This is a genomic window from Phenylobacterium sp., from assembly GCF_031360265.1.
Lineage (GTDB): Bacteria > Pseudomonadota > Alphaproteobacteria > Caulobacterales > Caulobacteraceae > Phenylobacterium.
Genome location: NZ_JANMBF010000011.1, coordinates 22,877 through 44,205, shown reverse-complemented (window position 1 = coordinate 44,205; position 21,329 = coordinate 22,877). Strand labels below are relative to the sequence as shown.

Genomic DNA, 21,329 nt, shown 5'->3' with positions numbered 1-21,329 from the left:
GTCGAGGGCCTGGAGGCCGGGGCGGACGACTATCTGGTCAAGCCCTTCGCCTTCGCCGAGTTGCTGGCGCGGGTGAATGCTCTGGCGCGACGGCCGCCGACCCAGGACATTCGCACCGAACTCAGCGTCGCCGACCTGAAGCTCGATCTGCTCAAGCGGACTGTCAGTCGCGGCGGGCGTCGGATCGAGCTGCAGCCGCGCGAGTTCCAGCTGCTGGAATATCTGCTGCGCCACGCCGGCCGGGTGGTCACCCGCACCATGCTGCTGGAAAGCGTCTGGGACTTTCACTTCGATCCCAAGACCAACATCGTCGAGACCCATATGAGCCGGCTGCGCGGCAAGGTGGATCGCGGCCACGCCCACGAACTGATCCATACTGTGCGCGGCGCGGGCTATGTGCTGCGCGAGCCGGACTGAGATGTTCCGCTCGACCGCCCTGCGCCTTGCGGCGCTCTACACCGCGGTGTTCGCGCTGGCGGTGGTGGTCCTTGGGGCGATCACCCTGTTCACCATCCGCCGAGCCCTGTCGGACGAGTTCGACGCCCGCATCCGGGCGGAGTCCGCGGCGATGGTCCAGGAATACCGGTCGGAGGGTCTGAAGGGCGTCGTCGAGGCGGTGCGCGAGCGCGACCGCACGCCCGGCGCCATCGACTACGGCGTCCAGGGCCGGGCCGGCGAACCCCTGGCGGGGCGGCTGGCCGCCAGCGTGGGCCCGCCGGGCTGGTCGGTGCTGCGGCGCGGCGGTCGCGGGCGTGAGAGCGAACCGATCCGCGTGCTCACGGTGGTGCTGTCCGACGGCAATCGCCTGCTGGTCGGCGACGAGGAGGAACGCATCGAGGCGCTGGACGGCGCCCTGCTGCGCGGCTTCATCGGGGCGTTTTTGGGGGTCATCGTGCTGGGGGCCGTGAGCGGCTATGCCCTCAGTCGGGGCGTTCACCGGCGGCTGGCGGCGATTTCGACCACGGCGGAGGCGATCATTGACGGCGATCTCGCCCGCCGCGTGCCGGTGCGCGGCGCCAATGACGATCTCGACCGCCTCGCCCTGACCTTCAACCGGATGCTGGACCGGATCGCGGGGCTGATGGAGAGCCTGAAGCAGGTGTCGAGTGACATCGCCCACGACATGCGCACGCCGCTGACCCGCCTGCGACAGAAGCTGGAGGCGGGCCTGGCGGCGCCGGCGGAACGCGGCCAGGCCCTTGAGGGGGCGCTAGGCGACCTCGACTCGATCCTCGACACCTTCGCCGGCCTGCTGCGGATCGCCCAGATCGAGGGGGGCGCCCGGCGCGCCGCGTTTCGTCCCGGGGACCTCGCCGCCATCGCCGCGACAGTGGTCGAAGCCTTCGCGCCTTCGGCCGAGGACGCCCACCAGACCCTTCGCCTCGAGGCCGCCGGCCCGGTCCCGGTGATCGGCGACCCCGAACTGCTGACCCAGATGCTGGTCAATCTGGTGGAGAACGCCCTGCGGCACGCCGGCGTCGGCGCCGCGGTCCGGGTGATCGCCGCGCGCGCGGACGGCGCCTCGATGCTGTCGGTGATCGATAACGGGCCGGGCGTTCCCGACCTTGAGCGCGAACGCCTGTTCGACCGGTTCTACAGACTGGAGGCCAGCCGCTCGACGCCGGGCAGCGGCCTGGGCCTGGCGCTGGTGGCCGCCGTCGCCAAGCTGCACGGCGCCGAGGTGCGGCTGATCGGCCGGACCCCGGGCCTGGAGGCCAGGGTCACGTTTCCGAAACTCGATTGACGGGACGCCGCAAACATTGGGATTTGACAATCTGGCTGTCATCAGCCGGCCAGCCTCCCGCCGCTAGAAGCTCCGGAAACCTGGGAGACCCACCGTATGTCCGCCCCTCGCGTCGCCGCCCGTTTCGCTGCCTTGGGCCTTGCCAGTCTGGCGCTTTCCGGCGCGGCCCAGGCGGCGGGCTCCGGATATCGCGTCCTTGATCGGATCTCGGGTCCGGATGGCGGCTGGGACTATGTGCGGGTCGACAGCGTCAGCAACCGGGTTCTGGTGGCGCACGGCGGGTCGGTGCTGGCGATGGACATCGCCACCAAGGCGCTGACGCCGGGCCTGGCGCCCGGGCCGATGCTGCACGATCCGTTGCCGGTCAACGGCGGGGCGGAGATCATGGTGACCAATGGCGGGTCGGCCTCGGCGGTGTTCATCGACGCCAGGACCGGCGCTGAAGTGGCGCGCGTCAAGACCGGTGTCGGACCCGACGCCGCGACGTTCGATCCCCATTCCGGCCTTGTCCTGGTGATGGATCACGTGGCCGGCGACGTGACGCTGATCGATCCCAAGGCGCACAAGGCCGTCGGATCGATCGCCGTCGGCGGAGCCCTGGAGGCCGCCGCGGTCGATGGCTCGGGCCGGGCCTTCGTCAATGTCGAAAACAAGAACGAGATCGTCGTGCTGGACATCGCCCAGCGCAAGGTGGTGGCGCGCTATCCGCTGGCCGGCTGTGACGGACCCACGGGGTTGGCCTATGACGCCGACGGCAAGCAACTGATCGCCACCTGCGACGGGTCGACCGTCGTGCTGGCCGCGCCGACCGGCAAGATCGTGGCGACTCTGGCGACGGGCAAGGGCGCGGACGGCGTAGCCTTCGACGCCAAGGCGCGCCTGGCCTTCGTGCCGGCCGGGCGCGAGGGGACCCTGTCGGTCGTGGCGGTCGGCAAGGGCAAGGCCGCCATCGTCGACACCGTGCCGACCCAGGCTGGAGCCCGCACCATCGCGCTGGACCCGCGCAGCGGGCGTCTCTATCTGCCCGCCGCCGAGTATGGCTCCCGGCCCGCCGGGGGCGGACGCCCGCCGATGCTGCCCGGCAGCTTTAAGATTCTCGTCGTCGGCAAGTGACGTCGGGCTCAGGCTCCGCCATGCGACAGGCTTCCCCGCGCCCAACGGCCGACGCAGGCCCGGCGCGATCCGCGGCGCGGGGCGTCCTCGGATTGCTGACCGTCGCGGCGGTGGGACTGAGCGGCTGTGCGCTCTATCGGCCCAGCCCGCTTGCCGATGGACCCAACCTGCGCGATTCGGCTCAGCGCCTCACAGCCGATCCCGCACGCCTGCGGCTTGCGCCGCTGAAGGCCATCCGGATTGACGCCCTCGACGGACTGACTCCGCTGGAGATCGCCGTCCTTGCGGTGCTCAACAACCCCGACCTGGACGCCAAGCGCCGGGCGGCCAAAGTCGGCGACGCCCAGGTCTTCGCCGCGGGCCTGCTCCCCGACCCCCAGATCACCGCCTCGGTGGACAAGCCGATCGCCGGCCCCGACACGCAGACCGCCCGCGCGTTCGGCGCCAGTTTCGACCTGGCGGGGCTGCTGGCGCACACCTACGTCCTGCGCGCCGCCCGGTTCACGGCCAAGGCGACGGATCTCAACCTCCTGTGGTCGGAATGGAGTGTGGCCCAACAGGCCCGTCAGCTGGCGGAAACCGCGATGGCGGCCGAGGGGCGCGCCGCGGTTCTGCGGCAGGTCCTGGCGCTGGCTGCCGACCGTTCGGCGCGCTCGACCCGAGCCCTCGACAAGCGCGATGTCACCTTGCAGATCGCCGCCGCCGACCTCGCCGTCAAGCTCGACGTCCAGACCCAACGCCTCACCGCCGAGCACGACGCGCAGAAGGCTCGCCGCGACCTCAACGCGCTTCTGGGTCTGCGCGCCGATGTGATCCTGCCGCTGGTTCCCGCGCCGCCCGCGACGGTCTATGACGCCGCGGCCATCGACCGGGCCCTGGCAAGTCTGCCCGAACGCCGGCCTGACCTGCTGGCGTTGAAGTCGGCCTATGGGGCGCAGGACGCCAACGTGCGCAAGGCGGTCCTGGCGCAGTTCCCTCTGAGCAGCGTCGGGTTGGCGACCGCCCGGGACACGGCCGGGGTCATCACCCAGGGCCTCAGCGCCGCCTTCGCCCTGCCGATCTTCAATGGCGGCCGGGGTGCGGTGAAGGTCGAGAACGCTACCCGCGAACAGCTGCGGGCCGAGTATCAGGCAAGGCTCGATCAGACGGACGCCGATGTGAGGAACGCCGAGCGCGAACGGGCCGGCGCCGCTCGGGCCGCGACCCTGCTGGCGTCCGATGTTCCGCGCTTGGAGGCCCTGGTGCGCCCGGCGATCATCGCCTACGACCGCGGCGACATCGACAGCCAGACCTATCTGACCCTCAGCCAGACCGCCCTGTCGCGGCGCGCCGACCTCGACGACAAGGAACTCGCCGCGCGTCTCGCCGAGATCAGTCTCGAGACGGCGCTCTTCCTGCCACCCGCCGAGTCGAGAGCAACGCCATGAGCCGTCAACGTCAGCTGATGATCCTGGTCGCGGTGGTGCTTCTCGCGGGGCTCGTCGCGCTCTTCATGCTGCGCGGGGGAAAGGGCGCGGACGCAAGCCCCGAGGTCAGTCCGACGGCGGTGGTCACCTTGGCCCCGATCCGCAACCTTCAGTTGGAGAGCCTGGTGTCGGTCTACGGCGTGGTCCAGCCTGACCCCGCCGGCAGCGTCACCGTGGCCGCGCCCAAGGCCTCGATCGTCAGCCTGGTGCTGGTGCGCTCGGGCCAGACGGTGAGCGCGGGCCAGGCCCTGATGGAGATCGCCAACGCCCCGGGCGCCGAGCTAGCCTACCGGCAGGCGTCGGACGCCGTCGGCTTCGCCAGGACGGAGCTTGCGCGCGTGCAGCGACTTTATGACGAGCGGCTGGCGGCCTCGGACCAGTTGACGGCGGCGAAGAAGACCGTCGCCGATTCCCAGGCGGTGCTGGACGCGCAGAAGCAGCAGGGGTCCGGCCGCGCGTTGCAGGTGGTCCACGCGCCCAAGGCCGGCGTGGTCACCGCGGTGTCGGCCGCGGCGGGCGACCATGTGGCCCAGGACGCGCCCCTCGTGGTGCTGGCGCGCGCCGATCGGGCCATGGTGAAGCTCGGCCTCGAACCGTCCGGAAAGTTCGCCGTCGGTCAGGCCGTCACCCTGAAGCCGGTTTTCGGCGGCCCACCGGTCGTCTCGCGCATCGCCATGGTCGGCAGAGCAGCCGACCAACTGACCAAGACGCTTGACGCCATCGTCCCGCTGAACGGCGCCAGCCTGCCGATCGGCGCCGCGGTGGAAGGACAGGTGGTCACCGGAACACACGCCGGAAAGGTCGTGCCCCGCAACTCCGTGGTGTTCGACGAGACCGGACCGCACATCTTTCTGATTTCCGGCGGAAAGGCCCATCGCGCCTTTGTTGGCGTCGGCCTGGACCAGGGCAAGGACATCGAGATCATCGGCCAGTTTCCCACCGGCTCCCAGGTCGCGGTTGAAGGCGCCTTTGAACTGCAGGACGGCATGACCGTCACGGTCCGCGGCAAATGAGCCTCGCGCATCTTGTCTCGCAGCGTCGGCGCTCGCTGCTGACGCTCCTGTCGATGCTGGTGGCCGCCGGCGTCGCCTCGGCCTTCCTGCTGCCGGTGAGCCTGTTCCCGACGGTGTTCTTTCCGCGCATCGCCATCGCCATCGAGGCCGGCGACCGGCCGCCGGATCAGATGGAAGTGACCATCACCCGGCCCGTCGAGCAGGCGGTGCGCGCGGTCCCCGGCGTCCGCAACCTGCGATCGACCACCAGCCGTGGCTCGGCCGAGATGTCGATCAATTTCGCCTGGGGCTCGGACATGGACCTCGCCCTGCAGCGGGTGGAGGCCGCGGTCAGCCGCGCGCAGACCGCGCTGCCGGCCGGTGTGACGTTCAACGTCCGTCGGATGGATCCGACCACCTTCCCGGTGGCCGCCTACAGCCTGACCTCCCAGCGGGCGACGCCGGTGGAACTGCGCCGCTTCGCCGATCGCGTGCTGGCTCCGACTCTTTCGACCATCGACGGGGTCGCGAAGGTCAAGTCGGAGGGCGGAGCGGCCGGGGAGTACCGGATCGAGACCGATCCGGCGAAGCTGTGGTCCCACGGCCTGACCCTGGACGACGTCGCCACGGCGATCGCCGGCGCCAATGTGCTCGCAGCCTCCGGCCGCATCGAGGACCAGGGCAAGCTCCTGCTGGTGCTCACCGACTCGCGCCTCACCGATCCGCGCCAGATCGAGAGCGTAGTCGTCAAGACGACCAACGGAATAGCGGTTCGCGTCCGCGACGTCGCCCAGGTCAAGGCCGCGCCGGCCCCGCAATGGATCCGGGTGACCGCTGACGGGCGCGACGCGGTGCTGGTCAACGTCTATCAGCAGCCCGGCGGAAACACGGTGCAGATCGCCAAGGCGGTGCAGGCCGCGTTCCAGAAGGCGCGCGCCCAGGGTCCCGCCGACATGCAGGTGAAGGCCTGGTACGATCAGAGCGAGCTGATCCTCGACTCCGCCTCGTCCCTGCGCAACGCGATCATCATCGGCGTGGTGCTGGCGGCTCTGGTGCTGCTGGTGTTCCTGCGGGACTGGAAGGTCACCCTGGCCGCCGTGATCGCCGTGCCCGCGGTGCTGGCCGGGACCGCCCTGGTCCTGAAGCTGGTCGGCCAGAGCTTCAACATCATGACGCTCGGCGGCATGGCCGCGGCCATCGGCCTGATCATCGACGACGCCATCGTGATGATCGAGCACATCGAGCGGCGATTGGCGGCGACGGCTGACAAGGGTCGCGCCACCATCGAACGGGCGGTCTCGGAGTTTCTTCGGCCGCTGGTCGGCTCCTCGTCGGCGACGATCGTCATCTTCCTGCCGCTGGCCTTCCTGACGGGCGTCACCGGCGCCTTCTTCAAGGCGCTGTCGATCACCATGGCGGTGTCGCTGACCGTGTCCTTCCTGGTGGCCTGGTGGCTGGTGCCGGTGATGGTCGAACAGCTGGTGAAGACGCGCGGCCATGTTGCCGAGCTCGACCCCAACGGCCGGATCATGCGCCGCTATCGCCGGGCCCTGGAGGCTTGCGTGGGCCGCCCGATCCTGGCGCTGTGCGCGGTCGTCGTGCTGGCGGCCACGGGCCTGCTGGCCTTCATGAATGTCGGCACCGGCTTCATCCCGAAGATCGATGAGGGGGGGTTCATCTTCGACTATGTCGCGCCCCCCGGCATGTCCCTGACCGAGACCAACCGCCTGATGGGCCAGGTCGAAACCATCATCCGCGCGACGCCCGACGTGGACACCTATTCCCGGCGTACCGGCGGCCAGCTCGGCGGCGGTCTGACCGAGCCCAACCAGGGTGACTTCTTCATTCGCCTCAAGCGCACCGGGCGCCGGCCGATCGAGGAGGTGATGGATGAGGTACGCGGCAAGGTCCAGGCGCAGGTGCCGGGCCTCCACGTCGAGACCGCCCAGTTGATGGAGGATCTGGTCGGCGACCTTACCGCCGTGCCGCAGCCCATCGAGGTCAAGCTCTATTCGGACAACGTGGCGCTGCTGCAGCAGACGGCGGTGGTCGTCGCTGACGCCATCGGCAAGGTGCGCGGCGTCGCCGAGGTCAAGACGGGGGTGGTCATCGCCGGCGACGGGCTGGATATCCATGTCGACCCCGTGCTGGCCGAGCTCGAAGGCATCGATTCCCGCGAGGTCAGCCGGCAGCTCAGCGGCCTGTTGAGCGGCAACGTGGCGACCCAGATCCAGTCTGGAGCCAACCTTGCTGACGTTCGCGTCTGGACGCCCGAGGCTTCCCGCGCCCGCATCGACCAGGTCGGCGGGCTGATGCTGAAATCCCCCGCCGACGGGCACCTGTTCCCGGTCTCGCGCGTGGCCACGTTGCGAGTGATCAACGGCCAGGCCGAAATCGCGCGGGAAAACATGCGCCGCATGGACGCGGTCACCGCCCGCGTCACCGGCCGCGACATCGGCTCGACCGCCAAGGACGTTCAGACCGCGGTCGCCAAGGCGGGTGTCCTGCCGGTCGGCGTGACCTTCGAGATGGGCGGCCTGTTCGCCGAGCAGCAGGCGGCGTTCCGCGGCATGGCCCTGGTGTTCGCCGCCGCCGTGGCCGCGCTCTTCGTTCTGCTGCTGGTGATCTATGAGAGTTTCCGAACCGCTTTCACCATCCTGCTGATGCCCTTGACGGCGGCGTCGGCGGTGGCGATCGGCCTGTGGCTTACCGGGGTCGAGCTGAACATCATGGCGCTGATGGGCACCACGATGATCCTCGGCATCGCCACCGAGGTGGCGATCTTCTATTTCACCGAATATGAGGCGTTGATCGAAGAGGGTGTCGAACCCGAGCGGGCGCTCGTCGAGGCGGGCGTCAACCGGCTGCGGCCGATCGCCATGACCACGCTGGCCGCAATTCTGGCGCTGGCGCCTCTGGCGCTGGCGCTGGGCGGGGGCTCGTCCATGGAGCGCCCATTGGCGATCGCCATCATCTCCGGCCTGATCGCCCAGGGGCCCCTGGTGCTGCTGGCCATGCCGGCGCTCTACCGGCTGCTGGGCGGGACCCGGCGGCGACCACCGGCCGCAGCCGCGCAAGGCCCATCGAGCTAGACCTGCTTCGCCAGCACCCGGGCGACCACCGGCGCGAGCCGGCCGGCGATGATTTTCACCCCTTGGGCGTTGGGATGGATGGCGTCGGCCTGGTTCAGCGCGCGGTTGCGCCCCACGCCCGCCAGCAGGTCGGGATAGAGGGTCACGCCGTGGGCCCTGGCCAGGCTCGGGAACACCGTGTCGAAATCGTGGGCGTAGCCCCGGCCGAGTTCCGGCGGCGCCTTCAGGCCGGCCAGCACCACGCCGATATGGCGCTGCTTCAGCCGCACCAGGATGCGCTCGAGGTTGGCCCGCGTGGTCTTCGGGTCCAGGCCCTGCAGCAGGTCGTTGCCGCCCAGCGCCACCACCGCGACCGCCGTGCCGGGCTGGACGCTGAAATCGACGCGGGCCGCCCCGGCGCCGCTGGTGTCCCCGGAGACGCCGGCGCCGCGCACGACGCTGGCCACGCCCAGCCGCGCCAGCGCCAGCTGCAGCTGCGCCGGCAAGGCCGCCTCGGCGGGCAGGCCCAGGCCCGCGGTGATCGAGTCGCCGAGGATCGTGACGATCTGGCCGCGCGCCGCCAGCGCCCTGGCCGGCAGCGCCAGCAGGCCACCCGCGAGGAGGAGGCGGCGCGAAATCGAGAGGGGTCGTGTATCGGCCATGCGCCGTCCTATCTAGGGTGCTGCTGCAACCGTTCAAACTCCGAGGCGTCCGTTTGTCCGAAGCTTTCGATCCGCTGGTCCTTGAGGCCATCTCGCTGACCCTGCCGTCGGCGGCGGGACCGGTGGAAATCCTTCGCGGGCTCGATGTACGGGTGCGAAGCGGCGAGCGTGTGGCGCTGGTCGGGCCGTCGGGTTGTGGGAAGTCCTCGCTGATCGCGGTGGCGGCCGGGCTGGAGCGCCCGACCGGCGGCAAGGTCGTTCTGTTCGGCCAGGATCTGGCGGGCCTCGATGAGGACGGCCGGGCGCGGTTGCGTCGGGGCCGGGTGTCGCTGGTCTTTCAGGGTTTCCACCTGCTGCCCAATATGACGGCCGAGGAAAACGTCGCCGCGCCGCTGGAGATCGCCCGCACGCCAGGCGCCACCGAGACCGCCCGGGTCTGGCTCGACCGGGTAGGGCTCGCCGCGCGGGGCCGGCACTATCCGCATCAGCTGTCCGGCGGCGAGCAGCAGCGGGTGGCCCTGGCCCGGGCGCTGGCCTGTCGGCCCGCCCTGCTGTTCGCCGACGAGCCCACCGGCAACCTCGACGCCGCCAACGCCGGCCATGTCGCCGACCTGATGTTCGACCTGGTGGCGCAGACGGGCGCCGCCCTGGTGCTGGTGACCCACGACGAGACGCTCGCCGCGCGCGCCGACCGGGCGGTGCGCCTGCGCGACGGCCGCGTTGTCGAGGCCGCATGACGCCGCTTTCCCTGCGCTTTGCCGGTCGTGAGCTGCGCGCGGGCGTACGGGGGTTCCGCATCTTCCTGGCCTGTCTGGCGCTGGGGGTGGCGGCCATCGCCGCGGCCGGTTCGACCGCCGAGGCGTTCCGGCGGGGCCTGGCCAGCCAGGCCAGCGAGATCCTCGGCGGCGATCTGGCCTTTTCCATCGGTCAGCGGCAGTTCACCCGCCCTGAGCGCGACGCCCTGGCGGCCCGGGGCCGGGTGTCGTTCTCGGTGGCCACCATCGCCATGGCCCAGGCGCCCGACGGCGAACGGCGGCTGATCCAGATGCGCGGGGTCAACACCGCCTATCCGCTGGCCGGGCAGGTGACTCTGCAAGGCGCGACCTCGCTGCAGGCGGCGATCGCCACCCGCGACGGGGTGGCCGGCGCGGTGGTCGAGCAGCCGTTGCTCGATCGGCTGCGCCTGAAGCTCGGCGATCGTTTCGTCGCCGGCAACCTGCCCTTGATCGTCCGGGGCGTGCTGATGGGCGAGCCGGACCGCTTGTCGCGCGGCTTTGCGCTCGGCCCCCGGGTGATCACCAATATCGCCGCGGTGGAGCAGGGCGGGTTTCTCGCGCCCGGCCTGCCGTTCGGCGAGACGGCGCGACTGGCGCTGCCGCCCGGAACCCCGCTGGAGGCGGCGAAGGCCGACCTGAAGCGGGTGCTCGACCCCAGGGTCCGGGTCCGCGACCGCGAGGACGCCGCGCCCGGCATCCACCGGCTGATCGACCAGCTGGAGTATTTCCTGGGCTTCATCGGCCTGGCCTCGCTGGTGGCCGGCGGACTGGGAGTGTTCGGCGCGGTCAGCGCCTATCTGGAGGTCCGCAAACCGGTCATCGCCACGCTGAAGGCGCTGGGGGCGGAGGGCGCGCTGGTGCGCGACATCTATCTGATCCAGATCGGCCTGCTGGCCGGGCTCGGCGTCGCCATCGGCCTGGGGATCGGGGCCATGGCGCCGCTGATCCTCGGCGCGCTGGTGCAGGACAAGCTGCCGATCCCGGCGCTGTTCGCGGTCTATCCCGGACCCCTGGCCAAGGCGGCGGCCTTCGGTCTGCTTTCGGCAGCGGCGTTTTCCCTGGCGCCCCTCGGCCGCGCGCGCTCGACGCCGCCGGCCTCCCTGTTCCGCAGCGATCTTTCCGGAACCCTGAAGCTGGGCCCGGAAATCGTCGGCGCCGTGTTGGCGGCGGCGGGCCTCGCGGCCCTGGCGGTGGCGACCGCGCCGACGCCGCTGGCGGCGGCGATCATGATCGCCGGCGTGGTGGTGGCCTTCGGCCTCCTGTGGGCGCTGGGCTGGGGCGCGGCGATCCTCGCCGGACGCGCCAGGGCGGGAGCCAGAGGGCCGCTCCGCATCGGCCTGGCCAACCTGGCCGGCCCGCACTCGGCGGCGCGGACCGCCTCGCCGGCCATCGGCCTTGGCGTGGCGCTGCTGGCCGCGGTGGTGCTGATCCAGTCGAGCCTGCTGGCCCAGGTGTCAGAGGTGGCGCCGCGCACCGCGCCGGCCCTGGTTTTCACCGACATCCCTGGCGAGCGCACCGCCGAGTTCGACGCCGCCGTCGCGCGCGCCTTCGGCCAGCCGCTGACGCCGAAGACTTACCTGCGCGAGCCGTTCGTCACCGGCCGGATCACCCGCGTGCGCGGGGCGCCCGTCGATCCCGCTCGACTGCCTCGCGCCGAGCGGTGGGCCTATGACAGCGATATCTCCATGTCGGCGATCGCCGCCGAACCCGACGGCGCGGGCATTGTCGAGGGCCGCTGGTGGCCCGCTGCCTACGCCGGCCCGCCGCTGCTGGCGCTTGATGTCAAGGCCGCCAAGGGCGCCAGGATCAAGCTCGGCGACACCGTCACCCTGTCGGCGCTGGGCCGCGACATCGAGGCCCGCGTGGCGGTGCTGCGCAAGGTCGATTTCGGTGGCTTCGGCGCGAGCTTCCCCCTCGTGCTGACCCCCTCGGCCTTCGCCGGCGCGGACCTGCGTCAGGTGGCCATCGCCAAGGCGTCGAAGGCTCAGGAAGCCGCGGTGATCCAGGCGCTCGGCCCGGCCTTTCCGCAGGTCAATGTGATCTCCGTGCGCGAACAGCTGGAGGCCGCCACCGACCTCTTCGACCGCCTGGCCCTGGCGGTGCGCGGCGCCGCGGCCGTGGCCGCGCTCGCCGGCCTGCTGGTGCTGACCGGGGCCATTGCGGCGCGCGCCCGGGCGCGGACCCGGGAAGCGGCGATCCTCAAGGTGCTGGGCGCCTCGCGGGCGCAGATCCTTGCCGCCTATGTGCTGGAATATGGCGTGGTGGGCTTGATCGCCGGGGCGGCGGGCGTGGCGCTCGGCTACGCGGCGGCCTGGCCGGTGGTGGTCAAGGTGTTCAAGGCCCAGTGGAGCCTGGACTGGGCCGGCGTCGCGGCCCTGCTGGCGGCCGCGGCCCTGGTCTCCGGCGTCGGCGGGCTGCTGGCCGCGTTCCAGGCGCTGTCCAAACGCCCGGCCCCGGCGCTGAGGGCGGACTAACCCTCGAACCCGCTGAGGTCCGGCATGCGGCCGTTCCAGCCGGACACCGTCTCGAAGGCCGCGCCCAGCGCCACCACCATGGCTTCGTCGCGGGGCCGGCCCAGGATCTGCAAGGCCGCGGGCAGGCCGCCCTGGGTCAGGCCGCAGGGCACGGTGATGCCCGGCAGGTCGAGGTAGTTGGCCGCGCGCGTCAGGCGGCTGAGCGGAGACGTGGTCTCGTCGATCTGGTCCAGCGGCGGGCTGGGGATCGGGCAGGTGGGGGTGACCAGTCCGTCATAGCCGGCCAGCCAGGCGTGGAACTGCTGCTGATCCTCGGCGCGCCGGGCGTGGGCCTGGGCCAGCTGTTCGTCGGAGACCTCGCGGCCGGCCTCGAAGCGTTTGACGATCCAGGGGTCCATGACCGCGCCATACGTCTCGATCCGCGTCCGCCAGATCCGCCAGCCCTCGGCGGCCATCAGCAGGCCGTTGGTGGCGAAGCTGTCCTCCAGCGCCCGGTGCGGCCGGACCATCTGTACGGTGACGCCGGTCTTGCGCAGCCGGTCCAGGGCCGCGAGATAGAGCCGGCCGACCTCGCGATCGACCTCGCCCAGGTGCTCCAGCGGGATCGCGGCCAGCCTTCGGCCGGCCACATCCAGGCCCAGGGCCGCCTCGGCGTCGAAGGCCGCGCGCACCGCCTCCGCGCCATCCGGGCCGGAGATTACGCCCAGCATCCGCGCCGCGGTCGCCACGTCCCGGGCCAGCGCGCCGACCGTGTCCAGCGGCGGACTGAGCGGATGGACGCCGACGAGACTGACCAGTCCGCGCCCGGGTTTCAGCCCGACCACGCCGCAGACCGCCGCCGGGATGCGCACCGAGCCGCCGGTGTCGCTGCCCAGGGCCGCGTCGCAGAGCCCGGCCGCCACGGCGACCGCCGAGCCTGACGACGATCCGCCCGGGGCGCGATGGGTCTTGGCGTCCCAGGGGTTCCACGGCGCGCCGACCGCCCGGTTGGTCCCCCAGCCGCCGTAGGCCAGCTCCACCGTGTGGGTCTTGCCTACCGCCCGCCAGCCGGCGTCCAGCAGCCGCTGCACGACCGCCGCATGGGACCCCGGATGCGCCGCCAGGGGAACCCGGGCGCCGCCGCCGGTGGGTGCGCCGGCGACGTCGAACAGATCCTTGATGGCGAAGGTCGGGCCGTCGCCGTCGCCGAGCGCCGGCTCGAACAGGCGCACGAAGGCTTTCAGCCGGCCGTCGTAGCGATGGATGCGCGTCAGGGCCTCTTCGGGCGACATCGGGCGTCCTTTGGCGGGCGTCACATCGCGCGCCGGCGGACTATTGCCGGTTGTGCGCCCGGAAACCAGATGACGCGCGCGCCGGGCTGTGGCTTTTCCTGATCATGGCCTCCGCCGCGCCCGATCCGCTTCGAACCACAGTCCGGTTCCTCGGCCGGGTGCTTGGCGACGTGATCCGCACCGAGGACGGCGAGGCGGTGTTCAGCCAGATCGAGGACATCCGCCAGGCTTCGGTGGCGTTTCACCGCGAGGGAACCACCAAGGCCGCCGGGCTGATGGCCGAGCGGCTGGGCGCGCTAAGCCTGACCGACACCGTGCGCTTCGCCCATTCCTTCGCCTGTTTCCTGCAGATCACCAATATCGCCGAGGACCAGATCCAGCGGCGGCGCGGGCGCGGCGGCGACAGCCGGCCCGACACGCTGGCCGGGGCGATCCGCGCGCTGGAGGCGCAAGGCACGGGCCTGGACGTGGTGGTCGACCTGCTGCGCCACGCCCTGATCGCCCCGGTGATCACCGCCCATCCCAGCGAGGTGCGCCGCAAGAGCGTGCTCGACCGCGTGGGGGCCATCGCCGACGACCTCGACGCCTTCGACCTTGCCGCGAGCCAGGACGACCGCGCGGTGATCGAGCGCGAGCTGGTCCGTCAGGTGTCGATCTTCTGGCGCACCCGCCTGTTGCGCTCAGTCAAGCCGGGGGTCGGCGACGAGATCGAGAACGCGGTCTCCTATTTCGAGCGCAGCTTCCTGCCGGAGCTGCCCAGGCTCTATGCGCACTGGCAGCAGGTGCTGGGCAATCCGGCGGACCTGACCAGCTTCCTGCGGGTGGGCTCCTGGGTCGGCGGCGACCGCGACGGCAACCCCTTTGTCACCGCCGATGTCCTGCGCCAGGCCATGGCGCGGCAGTCGCAGGCGGCGCTGCGGCTCTACCTTGAGGACATCCACGCCCTGGGCGCAGAGCTTTCGATGTCGGCCCGGCTGGCCGCCGTCACCCCGGCCTTGCAGGCCCTGGCCGACGCCGCCCACGACGCCTCGCCGCACCGCGCCGACGAGCCCTATCGCCAGGCGCTGACCGGCATCTACGCCCGCCTGGCCGCGACCTATCTGCGCCTCATCGGCGAACCGCCACCGCGCAGCCCCGCCGCCGTCGCCACGGCCTACGACACCCCCGACGAGCTCAAGGCCGACCTGACCACGGTGCTGGCCAGCCTGGTCGAAATGCATGGCGCGGCCTTCGCGGAGGGGCCGTTGCCGGACCTGATCCGGGCGGTGGACACCTTCGGCTTCCACCTGGCCCGGCTGGACCTGCGGCAGAACTCATCCGTCCACGCCCGGACCGTCGCCGAGCTCCTGAAGGTCGCCGGCGTGGCCGCGGACTACGAGGCGCTGGACGAGGCGGCGCGCCGCGCGCTGCTGATCGGCGAACTCAGCCACGGCCGGCCGCTGCACTCGCCCTTCGCCGACTACTCAGAGGAGACCCGGCGCGAGATCGCCGTGCTGACCGCCGCGGCCGAGGTCAAGCGGCTCTACGGCCGCGACTCGATCCGGGCTTACATCGTCTCGAACACCACCTCGGTCTCCGACCTGCTGGAGGTCTATCTGCTGCTGAAGGAGGTGGGCCTGTTCACGCCGGGCGACCCGCCGCGCACCGCCCCGAGGGCCCAGGTGTTCGCCGAACCGCTGTTCGAGACCATCGACGACCTGCGCGCCGCGCCGGAAACCCTGAAGACCTATCTCTCGCTACCGCTGATCCGCCAGCTCGTCGAGCCGATCGGCCTGCAGGAGGTGATGATCGGCTATTCGGATAGCAACAAGGACGGCAGCTACCTGACCTCGACCTGGGAACTCTATCAGACCTCGCGCGCGTTGGGCCGCGTCGCCCGCGACGAGGGGCTGCGGCTGCAGCTGTTCCACGGCCGGGGCGGGGCCGTGGGCCGGGGCGGCGGGTCGAGCTTCGAGGCGATCCTCGCCCAGCCGGCGGGTACGGTGAACGGCCGCATCCGCATCACCGAACAGGGCGAGGTGGTGGCCAACAAATACGCCGACCCGGAGCTGGCGCGCCAAAGCCTGGAGACGCTGACCGCGGGCGTGGTGCTGGCCTCGCTGCGCAAGTCCGCGGAGGCCGACCTGTCGGCAGCGCAGGCCAGGACGATGGGGGCGCTGTCGCGGGGTTCGATGGCCGCCTATCGCGCGCTGGTTCACGAGACGCCGGGCTTCGTCGATTACTTCTATGCCGCCACCCCGATCAGCGAGATCGCCGACCTCAACATCGGCAGCCGCCCGACCTCGCGGCAAGCGACCCGCAGCATCGCGGGCCTGCGGGCCATTCCGTGGGTGTTTTCCTGGGCGCAGAGCCGGGCCATGCTGCCGGGCTGGTATGGCTTCGGCTCGGCGGTGCGCGATGCGGGCGTGCCCCTGCCGGCGCTTGCCGACCTGCATGACAGCTGGCCGTTCTTTTCCTCGGCGCTGGCCAATATGGAGATGGTGCTGGCCAAGACCGACATGGCCATCGCCGCACGCTATGCGGCGCTGGTCGAGGACCGCGCCCTGGCCGACGCCGTGTTCGGCCAGATCCGCGCCGAATGGGAGCGGACCACCCAGGCCTTGCTGGCGATCACCGGCCAGACCACCCTGCTGGACAAGAATCCCGACCTCGCCGCCGTGATCCGCTCGCGCATGCCCTATATCGACCCGCTCAATCACCTGCAGATCGAACTGATCCGCCGCCGTCGGCGCGGCGACGCGGACGACGCGGTGAGGGAGGGCATTCACCTGACCATCAACGGCGTGGCGGCGGGGCTGCGGAACACGGGATGAACCTCTACGACCGCCTCGCGGCAGGGTTCCCGCCTGATCGCAACCGTCCGGCCTTCCGGCTCGGCGACGGCTCGGCGGTCACCTATGGCGCGCTTGAGGCCAGTGTCGGCCAGGTCGCCGGCCAGCTGATCGCTAAGGAGGTCCGGCCCGGCGACCGGGTCGCCCTGCAGGCCGAGAAGTCCGTCGCGGGGGTGACGATCTACCTCGCGACTCTGAAGGTCGGCGCGGTGTTCCTCCCGCTCAACGCCGCCTATACGCCGGCCGAAGTCGATTATTTCGCGGCAGACGCCGAGCCCGCGCTGTTCATCACCGATGCCGAGGCGTTCGTCGCCGAAGCCGCGTCCGCCGCGCCCCTCAGCTCGACGGTCGCCCGCGCCGCCGACGATCTCGCCGCGATCATCTACACCTCCGGCACTACCGGGCGGTCCAAGGGCGCGATGCTGAGCCATGGCGCCCTGGCCGCCAACGCCGTGGCCCTGCACGAGATCTGGGGGTTCACGCCCGACGATGTACTGCTCCACGCCCTGCCGATCTTTCACGTCCACGGCCTGTTCGTCGCCCTGCATTGCGCGTTTCTCAGCGGCGCCGCGATGGTCTGGCTGCCCAGGTTCGACGACGCCCAGGTTTTGGCGGGTCTGGCGAAGTCGACCGTGATGATGGGGGTCCCGACCTTCTACACGCGGCTGCTGGCCAATCCCGGCTTCACCCGCGAGCGGGCGGCGCACATGCGGCTGTTCGTCTGCGGATCCGCCCCCCTGCTGGACTCCACATTTGCCGAGTTCGAGGAGCGGACGGGTCAGCGCATCCTGGAGCGCTACGGGATGAGCGAGGCGGTGATCATCACCTCCAACCCGCTCGACGGCGAGCGGATCGCGGGCAGCGTCGGCTATCCGCTGCCCGGCGTCGAATTGCGGATCGGTGGCGGCGGGGACACTGGCGTCATCGAAATCCGCGGGCCCAGCGTGTTTTCCGCCTATTGGCGGATGCCAAAAAAGACCGCCGAGGAGTTCACCGCCGACGGCTTCTTCATCACCGGCGACGTGGGCCGCCAGGACCCCGACGGCCGGGTCTGGATCAGCGGCCGGGCGAAGGACCTGATCATCACAGGCGGCTACAACGTCTATCCCAAGGAGGTCGAACTGGTGCTGGATGCGCTGCCCGGCGTCACCGAGAGCGCGGTGATCGGCGCGCCACACCGGGATTTCGGCGAGGGCGTGCTGGCCGTGGTGATCGGTCAGGGTGATGAAGCGGCCCTGATCGCCGCCTGCCGCGAACGGCTGGCGGCCTACAAGGCGCCCAAGCGGATCGTCTTCGTCGACGACCTGCCGCGCAACGCCATGGGCAAGGTGCAAAAGAACCTGCTACGCGAGCGCTACACGGACCTGTTCAAGGTCGGCTGAAGACATATTGGGACACGCATGGACCTGCAACTGAAGGGCAAGACCGCCGTGGTGACCGGCGGCACGCGCGGCATCGGCCGCAGCATCGCGGAATGCTTTGCCGACGAGGGCGCCAACGTGGCCATCTGCGCGCGCAACACCGAGCAGATCGCCGAGACGGTCAAGGCGCTCGAGGGTCGGGGCGTCACGGCCTGGGGCGCGGTGGTGGATATCGCCGACGGCCCGGCGCTGCAGGCGTTCATCCGCGAGGCCGGCGAAAAGCTGGGCGGCATCGACGTCCTGGTCTCCAACGCCAGCGCCCTGGTGCAGGGCAATGCCGAGCCCGACTGGCAGGCGATGTTCGACATCGACATGCTGGGGGCGATTCGCACGTGGGAGGCGGCCAAGCCGTACCTGGAAGCCGCCGCGGCCAGGCGCGGCGACGCGGCCTTCATCATCATCTCGTCGGTTTCGGCGGTGAATTCGGACAACCCGTCGGCCTATGGCGCCATGAAGGCGGCCCTGATCCACTTCGCCAAGGGCGTGGCGCGGCAGAACGCGGCGGGCAGGATCCGCTGCAATGTGGTCTCGCCGGGCACGGTGTTCTTCGACGGGGGCGCCTGGGACAAGGTCAAGACCAATATGCCGGGCTTCTTCGACCAGATGATCAAGCGCAACCCCACCGGCCGGATGGCGACGCCCGAGGAAATCGCCGCGGCCACGGTGTTCCTGGCCAGCCCGCGCTCGACCTTCACCACCGGCATCAACATGATCGTCGACGGGGCCATTACCCAGCGAGTGAACTACTAGCCGCGAGCGCCTCCCCACGGCAGCCAGGAGCCCCCCTTGCGCTATGTCCGAATGCCCATCGAGGTGGAGAGCCCGGAGGAGTACGGCTACGCCCGCATCCGGTTCAACCTGTCGGAAAGCTCGATCGCCGACCGGCGGCTTTCCGATCTCGGCCTGACCCTCCCCGACATGCCGCTGCTCTATGGCGAGCATCGCGGCCGCGAACGGCTGCGCGAGCTGATCGCGGCGCAAGGCGAGGGGCTCTCGGCGGCCGACGTGCTGGTCACCGCCGGGGCGGCAGGCGCGCTGTTCATCGTCGCCACGGCCCTGCTGAGCCGGGACGATCATCTGGTGGTGATCCGGCCGAACTACGCCACCAACCTGGAGACGCCGCGCGCCATCGGCTGCGCGGTGACCCCCATCGACCTGGTGTTCGAGGACGGTTTCCGCCTGAACCTTGACCGGGTCGCCGCCGCGCTGACGCCCCGGACCCGGCTGGTCAGCGTCACCTGCCCGCACAATCCGACCGGGGTGATGCTGGGCGAGGCCGAGCTGCGGGCGCTGGTCGATCTCACCGCCCGCCATGGCTGCCGGCTGCTGGTCGACGAAACCTATCGCGACCTGTCGTTCGCTGCGCCGCTGCCGCTGGCGGCCGCGCTGGGCGCCCATGTGATCGGGGTCTCCTCGCTGTCCAAGGCCTATGGCGTGCCGGGGATCCGCGCCGGCTGGCTGATCACCCGCGACCCGGCGCTGCAGGAACTGTTCCTGGCGGCCCACGAGCAGATCAACATCTGCGGCAGCGTCATCGACGAATGGATCGCCGAGCAAGTGCTCGAACGCCGGCGCGAGATCCTGGGTCCCACCCTGACCGAGATGCGCCGCCGGCTGGCCCAGGTCAGCGCCTGGATGGCGGGAGAGGACCGGCTGGAATGGGTCGCGCCGTCAGGCGGGGTGGTCTGTTTCCCCCGCATGGTCGCCGAGCCGCCGGGCGGAACCGAAGCCTTCTATCGCCGCCTGCTGGAAGATCACGGCGCCTATGTCGGGCCAGGCCACTGGTTCGAGATGCCCGACACTCACTTTCGGGTGGGCTATGGCTGGCCCACCGCTGAGGAGCTCGAGGGGGGGTTGGCCGCGATTTCCGCCGCCCTGCGCGGCTGACACCCGGCGAGGCGGCGATGAACGGCAGATAACTCCGCTCCCAGGCGCCATTCAGTTGCTTAGGTATCTACTCCAGTTCAAGACGGGTCTCCCGAGGGATGCCAGTCGCAACAGAGGATTGGAGAAAGACATGAAAGTCGCCGCTATTTCTGGCGCCGTGATCGCCGCCTTGGCGGCCGCCGGTGTCGCGACCCCCACCTTGGCGCAGTCGTATGGCCACGCCCGTGACTCCGGCTGCCGCAGCGATGGCACGGCCGGGACCGTCATCGGCGGCATAGCCGGCGCCATCCTGGGCTCCAATCTCGCCGCCCACCACGGCGGCCGGGCTGGCGGCGCGGCCATCGGCGGCGTCGCCGGGGCGCTGATCGGCAACAGTGTCGCCCGCGGGTCCTGCGGCGATCGCGGTCACAGCAGCCGCTATTCGTCCGCCCCGGCCTACAGCAGCGGCTATTACAGCCAACCCGACTACGGCTATGGCTACGCGCAGCCCGCCTACGGCTACGCCCAGCCGAGCTACGTCTATGTCCAGCCGAGCTACGGCGCCTATCGGGGCGGCTATGGCGATTACTACGGCGACAACGGCTACGGCGGCTACCGCGACCATGGCGACGATCATCACGGCCACGACGACCATCACGGCCACGACGATCATCGCGACAACACCCGGGACGGCGACGACTGACACCTGATTGTCTGTCCGATCTGAGCGGCGGCCGCATCCCAGCCAGGGTGCGGCCGCAGCCGTCTTTGCGGGTCTTGCGGACCGCCGTCAGGCAGGCTCAAGAAGGCGGCATGGACAACCTCTTCTTCGACCTGCGCGCGACGCACAATCCGCACCGCTGGTTCATGCCGCTGAGCCCCGGGGTCTGCGTCGGGCCGCCGGACAACATGTTCATGTTCGGCGGCGTCGGCCTGGCGTCGGCCATCGCGGCGATGGAACGCACCACCGGCCGGCCGCTGATCTGGGCGACGGCCCAGTATCTTTCCTATGCCCGGCCGCCCAGTGTCGTCGATCTGGATGTGCGTGTCCCGGCCGCCGGCAAATACAACAGCCAGGCGCGGGTGGTCGGCCATGTGGGCGACACGGAAATTTTCACCGTCAACGCCGCGCTCGGCGCACGGCCCAGCGATCTGTCCCGCCAATGGCTGGCCATGCCCGACGCCCCGCCGCCGGAGGACTGCGAACCGGGCGACCACTGGCGCGGCGCGACGGGCCTGCACAGCCGCATCGAGGTGCGCGTCGCCAAGGGTCACTACGGCGGCGACCGGGTGGGCAACCCTGAGGAAGACGGCCGGTCCCTGTTGTGGATCCGGCCGCGCGAGCGGTTCGCCGTCGACGCCCCGATGCTGGCGATCATGGCCGACCATGTGCCGTCGGGGATCGGCAACGCCCTGGGTCAGAACGCCGGCGGCAATAGCCTGGACAACACCCTGCGCATCCGCCGGATCGTGCCGACGGAGTGGGTGCTCTGCGACATCCGCATCATGGGCGTCCATGGCGGGTTCGGGCACGGCGCGATGTATATGTTCGCCCAGGATGGGGAATTGATGGCCACGGCCAGCCAGTCGCTGATCGTCCGCGTGCGCGAGCGGCCGGAGGATCGGTAGCGGTCTTTTCGAG

General features: G+C 70.7%; 16 protein-coding genes. 14 read left to right on the top strand and 2 right to left on the bottom strand.

The window, feature by feature from the left end; genetic code table 11:
• From RMN86_RS00580 to RMN86_RS00555, 6 genes are all read left to right on the top strand, one after another.
• Window positions 1–417 (top strand): response regulator transcription factor (locus RMN86_RS00580; protein ID WP_309603878.1); only part of this gene is annotated, 417 nt, incomplete at its 5' end.
• A gap of 1 nt (window position 418) precedes the next feature.
• Window positions 419–1,744, top strand: a complete 1,326-nt coding sequence (locus RMN86_RS00575) for an ATP-binding protein (RefSeq protein ID WP_309603877.1) — start codon at window positions 419–421, stop codon at window positions 1,742–1,744.
• 96 nt (window positions 1,745–1,840) lie between these two features.
• On the top strand, window positions 1,841–2,857 hold the full coding sequence (locus RMN86_RS00570) for a YncE family protein (RefSeq protein WP_309603876.1): 1,017 nt from the start codon (window positions 1,841–1,843) through the stop codon (window positions 2,855–2,857).
• Between the two features lie 92 nt (window positions 2,858–2,949).
• On the top strand, window positions 2,950–4,284 hold the full coding sequence (locus RMN86_RS00565; protein ID WP_309603875.1) for a TolC family protein: 1,335 nt from the start codon (window positions 2,950–2,952) through the stop codon (window positions 4,282–4,284).
• On the top strand, window positions 4,281–5,336 hold the full coding sequence (locus RMN86_RS00560) for an efflux RND transporter periplasmic adaptor subunit (RefSeq protein WP_309603874.1): 1,056 nt from the start codon (window positions 4,281–4,283) through the stop codon (window positions 5,334–5,336). The genes RMN86_RS00565 and RMN86_RS00560 overlap by 4 nt, the downstream gene beginning before the upstream one ends.
• Window positions 5,333–8,407: an efflux RND transporter permease subunit gene (locus RMN86_RS00555; protein WP_309603873.1), complete on the top strand. Its 3,075-nt coding sequence runs from the start codon at window positions 5,333–5,335 to the stop codon at window positions 8,405–8,407. The genes RMN86_RS00560 and RMN86_RS00555 overlap by 4 nt, the downstream gene beginning before the upstream one ends.
• Here the strand turns inward: RMN86_RS00555 and RMN86_RS00550 are convergent.
• On the bottom strand, window positions 8,404–9,048 hold the full coding sequence (locus RMN86_RS00550) for an arylesterase (RefSeq protein WP_309603872.1): 645 nt from the start codon (window positions 9,046–9,048) through the stop codon (window positions 8,404–8,406). The two genes, RMN86_RS00555 and RMN86_RS00550, sit on opposite strands and share 4 nt — an antisense overlap.
• A 53-nt stretch (window positions 9,049–9,101) precedes the next feature.
• On the opposite strand from RMN86_RS00550, the gene RMN86_RS00545 reads away from it, so the two are divergent.
• The gene (locus RMN86_RS00545) at window positions 9,102–9,785 is read left to right on the top strand and encodes an ATP-binding cassette domain-containing protein (protein WP_309603871.1); all 684 of its coding nucleotides are present in this window, start codon (window positions 9,102–9,104) and stop codon (window positions 9,783–9,785) included.
• Entirely contained in the window at window positions 9,782–12,298 is a 2,517-nt protein-coding gene (locus RMN86_RS00540) for an FtsX-like permease family protein (RefSeq protein WP_309603870.1), read from the top strand. Before RMN86_RS00545 ends, RMN86_RS00540 begins: the two co-directional genes overlap by 4 nt.
• Here RMN86_RS00540 and RMN86_RS00535 read toward each other — a convergent pair.
• The gene (locus RMN86_RS00535) at window positions 12,295–13,569 is read right to left on the bottom strand and encodes an amidase (protein ID WP_309603869.1); all 1,275 of its coding nucleotides are present in this window, start codon (window positions 13,567–13,569) and stop codon (window positions 12,295–12,297) included. The two genes, RMN86_RS00540 and RMN86_RS00535, sit on opposite strands and share 4 nt — an antisense overlap.
• A 104-nt stretch (window positions 13,570–13,673) precedes the next feature.
• Between RMN86_RS00535 and ppc the strand changes: the two genes are divergently transcribed.
• From ppc to RMN86_RS00505, 6 genes are all read left to right on the top strand, one after another.
• Window positions 13,674–16,382: a phosphoenolpyruvate carboxylase gene (gene ppc, locus RMN86_RS00530; protein WP_309603868.1), complete on the top strand. Its 2,709-nt coding sequence runs from the start codon at window positions 13,674–13,676 to the stop codon at window positions 16,380–16,382.
• A complete protein-coding gene (locus tag RMN86_RS00525; protein ID WP_309603867.1) occupies window positions 16,379–17,782 on the top strand; it encodes an AMP-binding protein in 1,404 nt (467 codons plus the stop codon). The genes ppc and RMN86_RS00525 overlap by 4 nt, the downstream gene beginning before the upstream one ends.
• 18 nt (window positions 17,783–17,800) lie before the next feature.
• Window positions 17,801–18,571 (top strand): SDR family oxidoreductase, encoded by a 771-nt coding sequence (locus tag RMN86_RS00520; RefSeq protein ID WP_309603866.1) that lies wholly within the window; start codon window positions 17,801–17,803, stop codon window positions 18,569–18,571.
• Between the two features lie 36 nt (window positions 18,572–18,607).
• Entirely contained in the window at window positions 18,608–19,708 is a 1,101-nt protein-coding gene (locus RMN86_RS00515; protein ID WP_309603865.1) for a pyridoxal phosphate-dependent aminotransferase, read from the top strand.
• A gap of 130 nt (window positions 19,709–19,838) precedes the next feature.
• The gene (locus RMN86_RS00510) at window positions 19,839–20,390 is read left to right on the top strand and encodes a glycine zipper 2TM domain-containing protein (RefSeq protein WP_309603864.1); all 552 of its coding nucleotides are present in this window, start codon (window positions 19,839–19,841) and stop codon (window positions 20,388–20,390) included.
• Between the two features lie 110 nt (window positions 20,391–20,500).
• Window positions 20,501–21,316 carry an acyl-CoA thioesterase domain-containing protein gene (locus RMN86_RS00505; protein ID WP_309603863.1) on the top strand — a complete coding sequence of 272 codons (816 nt, stop codon included), beginning with the start codon at window positions 20,501–20,503 and terminating at the stop codon, window positions 21,314–21,316.
• Window positions 21,317–21,329 lie beyond the last annotated feature (13 nt).

What these genes read in the sequence shown, in the direction of transcription:
- ppc (WP_309603868.1), top strand. Translation starts at nt 13,674, where the DNA reads ATGGCCTCCGCCGCGCCCGATCCGCTTCGAACCACAGTCCGGTTCCTC.
- RMN86_RS00575 (WP_309603877.1), top strand. Translation starts at nt 419, where the DNA reads ATGTTCCGCTCGACCGCCCTGCGCCTTGCGGCGCTCTACACCGCGGTG.
- RMN86_RS00570 (WP_309603876.1), top strand. Translation starts at nt 1,841, where the DNA reads ATGTCCGCCCCTCGCGTCGCCGCCCGTTTCGCTGCCTTGGGCCTTGCC.
- RMN86_RS00560 (WP_309603874.1), top strand. Translation starts at nt 4,281, where the DNA reads ATGAGCCGTCAACGTCAGCTGATGATCCTGGTCGCGGTGGTGCTTCTC.
- RMN86_RS00510 (WP_309603864.1), top strand. Translation starts at nt 19,839, where the DNA reads ATGAAAGTCGCCGCTATTTCTGGCGCCGTGATCGCCGCCTTGGCGGCC.
- RMN86_RS00550 (WP_309603872.1), bottom strand. Translation starts at nt 9,048, where the DNA reads ATGGCCGATACACGACCCCTCTCGATTTCGCGCCGCCTCCTCCTCGCG.
- RMN86_RS00505 (WP_309603863.1), top strand. Translation starts at nt 20,501, where the DNA reads ATGGACAACCTCTTCTTCGACCTGCGCGCGACGCACAATCCGCACCGC.
- RMN86_RS00540 (WP_309603870.1), top strand. Translation starts at nt 9,782, where the DNA reads ATGACGCCGCTTTCCCTGCGCTTTGCCGGTCGTGAGCTGCGCGCGGGC.
- RMN86_RS00525 (WP_309603867.1), top strand. Translation starts at nt 16,379, where the DNA reads ATGAACCTCTACGACCGCCTCGCGGCAGGGTTCCCGCCTGATCGCAAC.
- RMN86_RS00555 (WP_309603873.1), top strand. Translation starts at nt 5,333, where the DNA reads ATGAGCCTCGCGCATCTTGTCTCGCAGCGTCGGCGCTCGCTGCTGACG.
- RMN86_RS00520 (WP_309603866.1), top strand. Translation starts at nt 17,801, where the DNA reads ATGGACCTGCAACTGAAGGGCAAGACCGCCGTGGTGACCGGCGGCACG.
- RMN86_RS00535 (WP_309603869.1), bottom strand. Translation starts at nt 13,569, where the DNA reads ATGTCGCCCGAAGAGGCCCTGACGCGCATCCATCGCTACGACGGCCGG.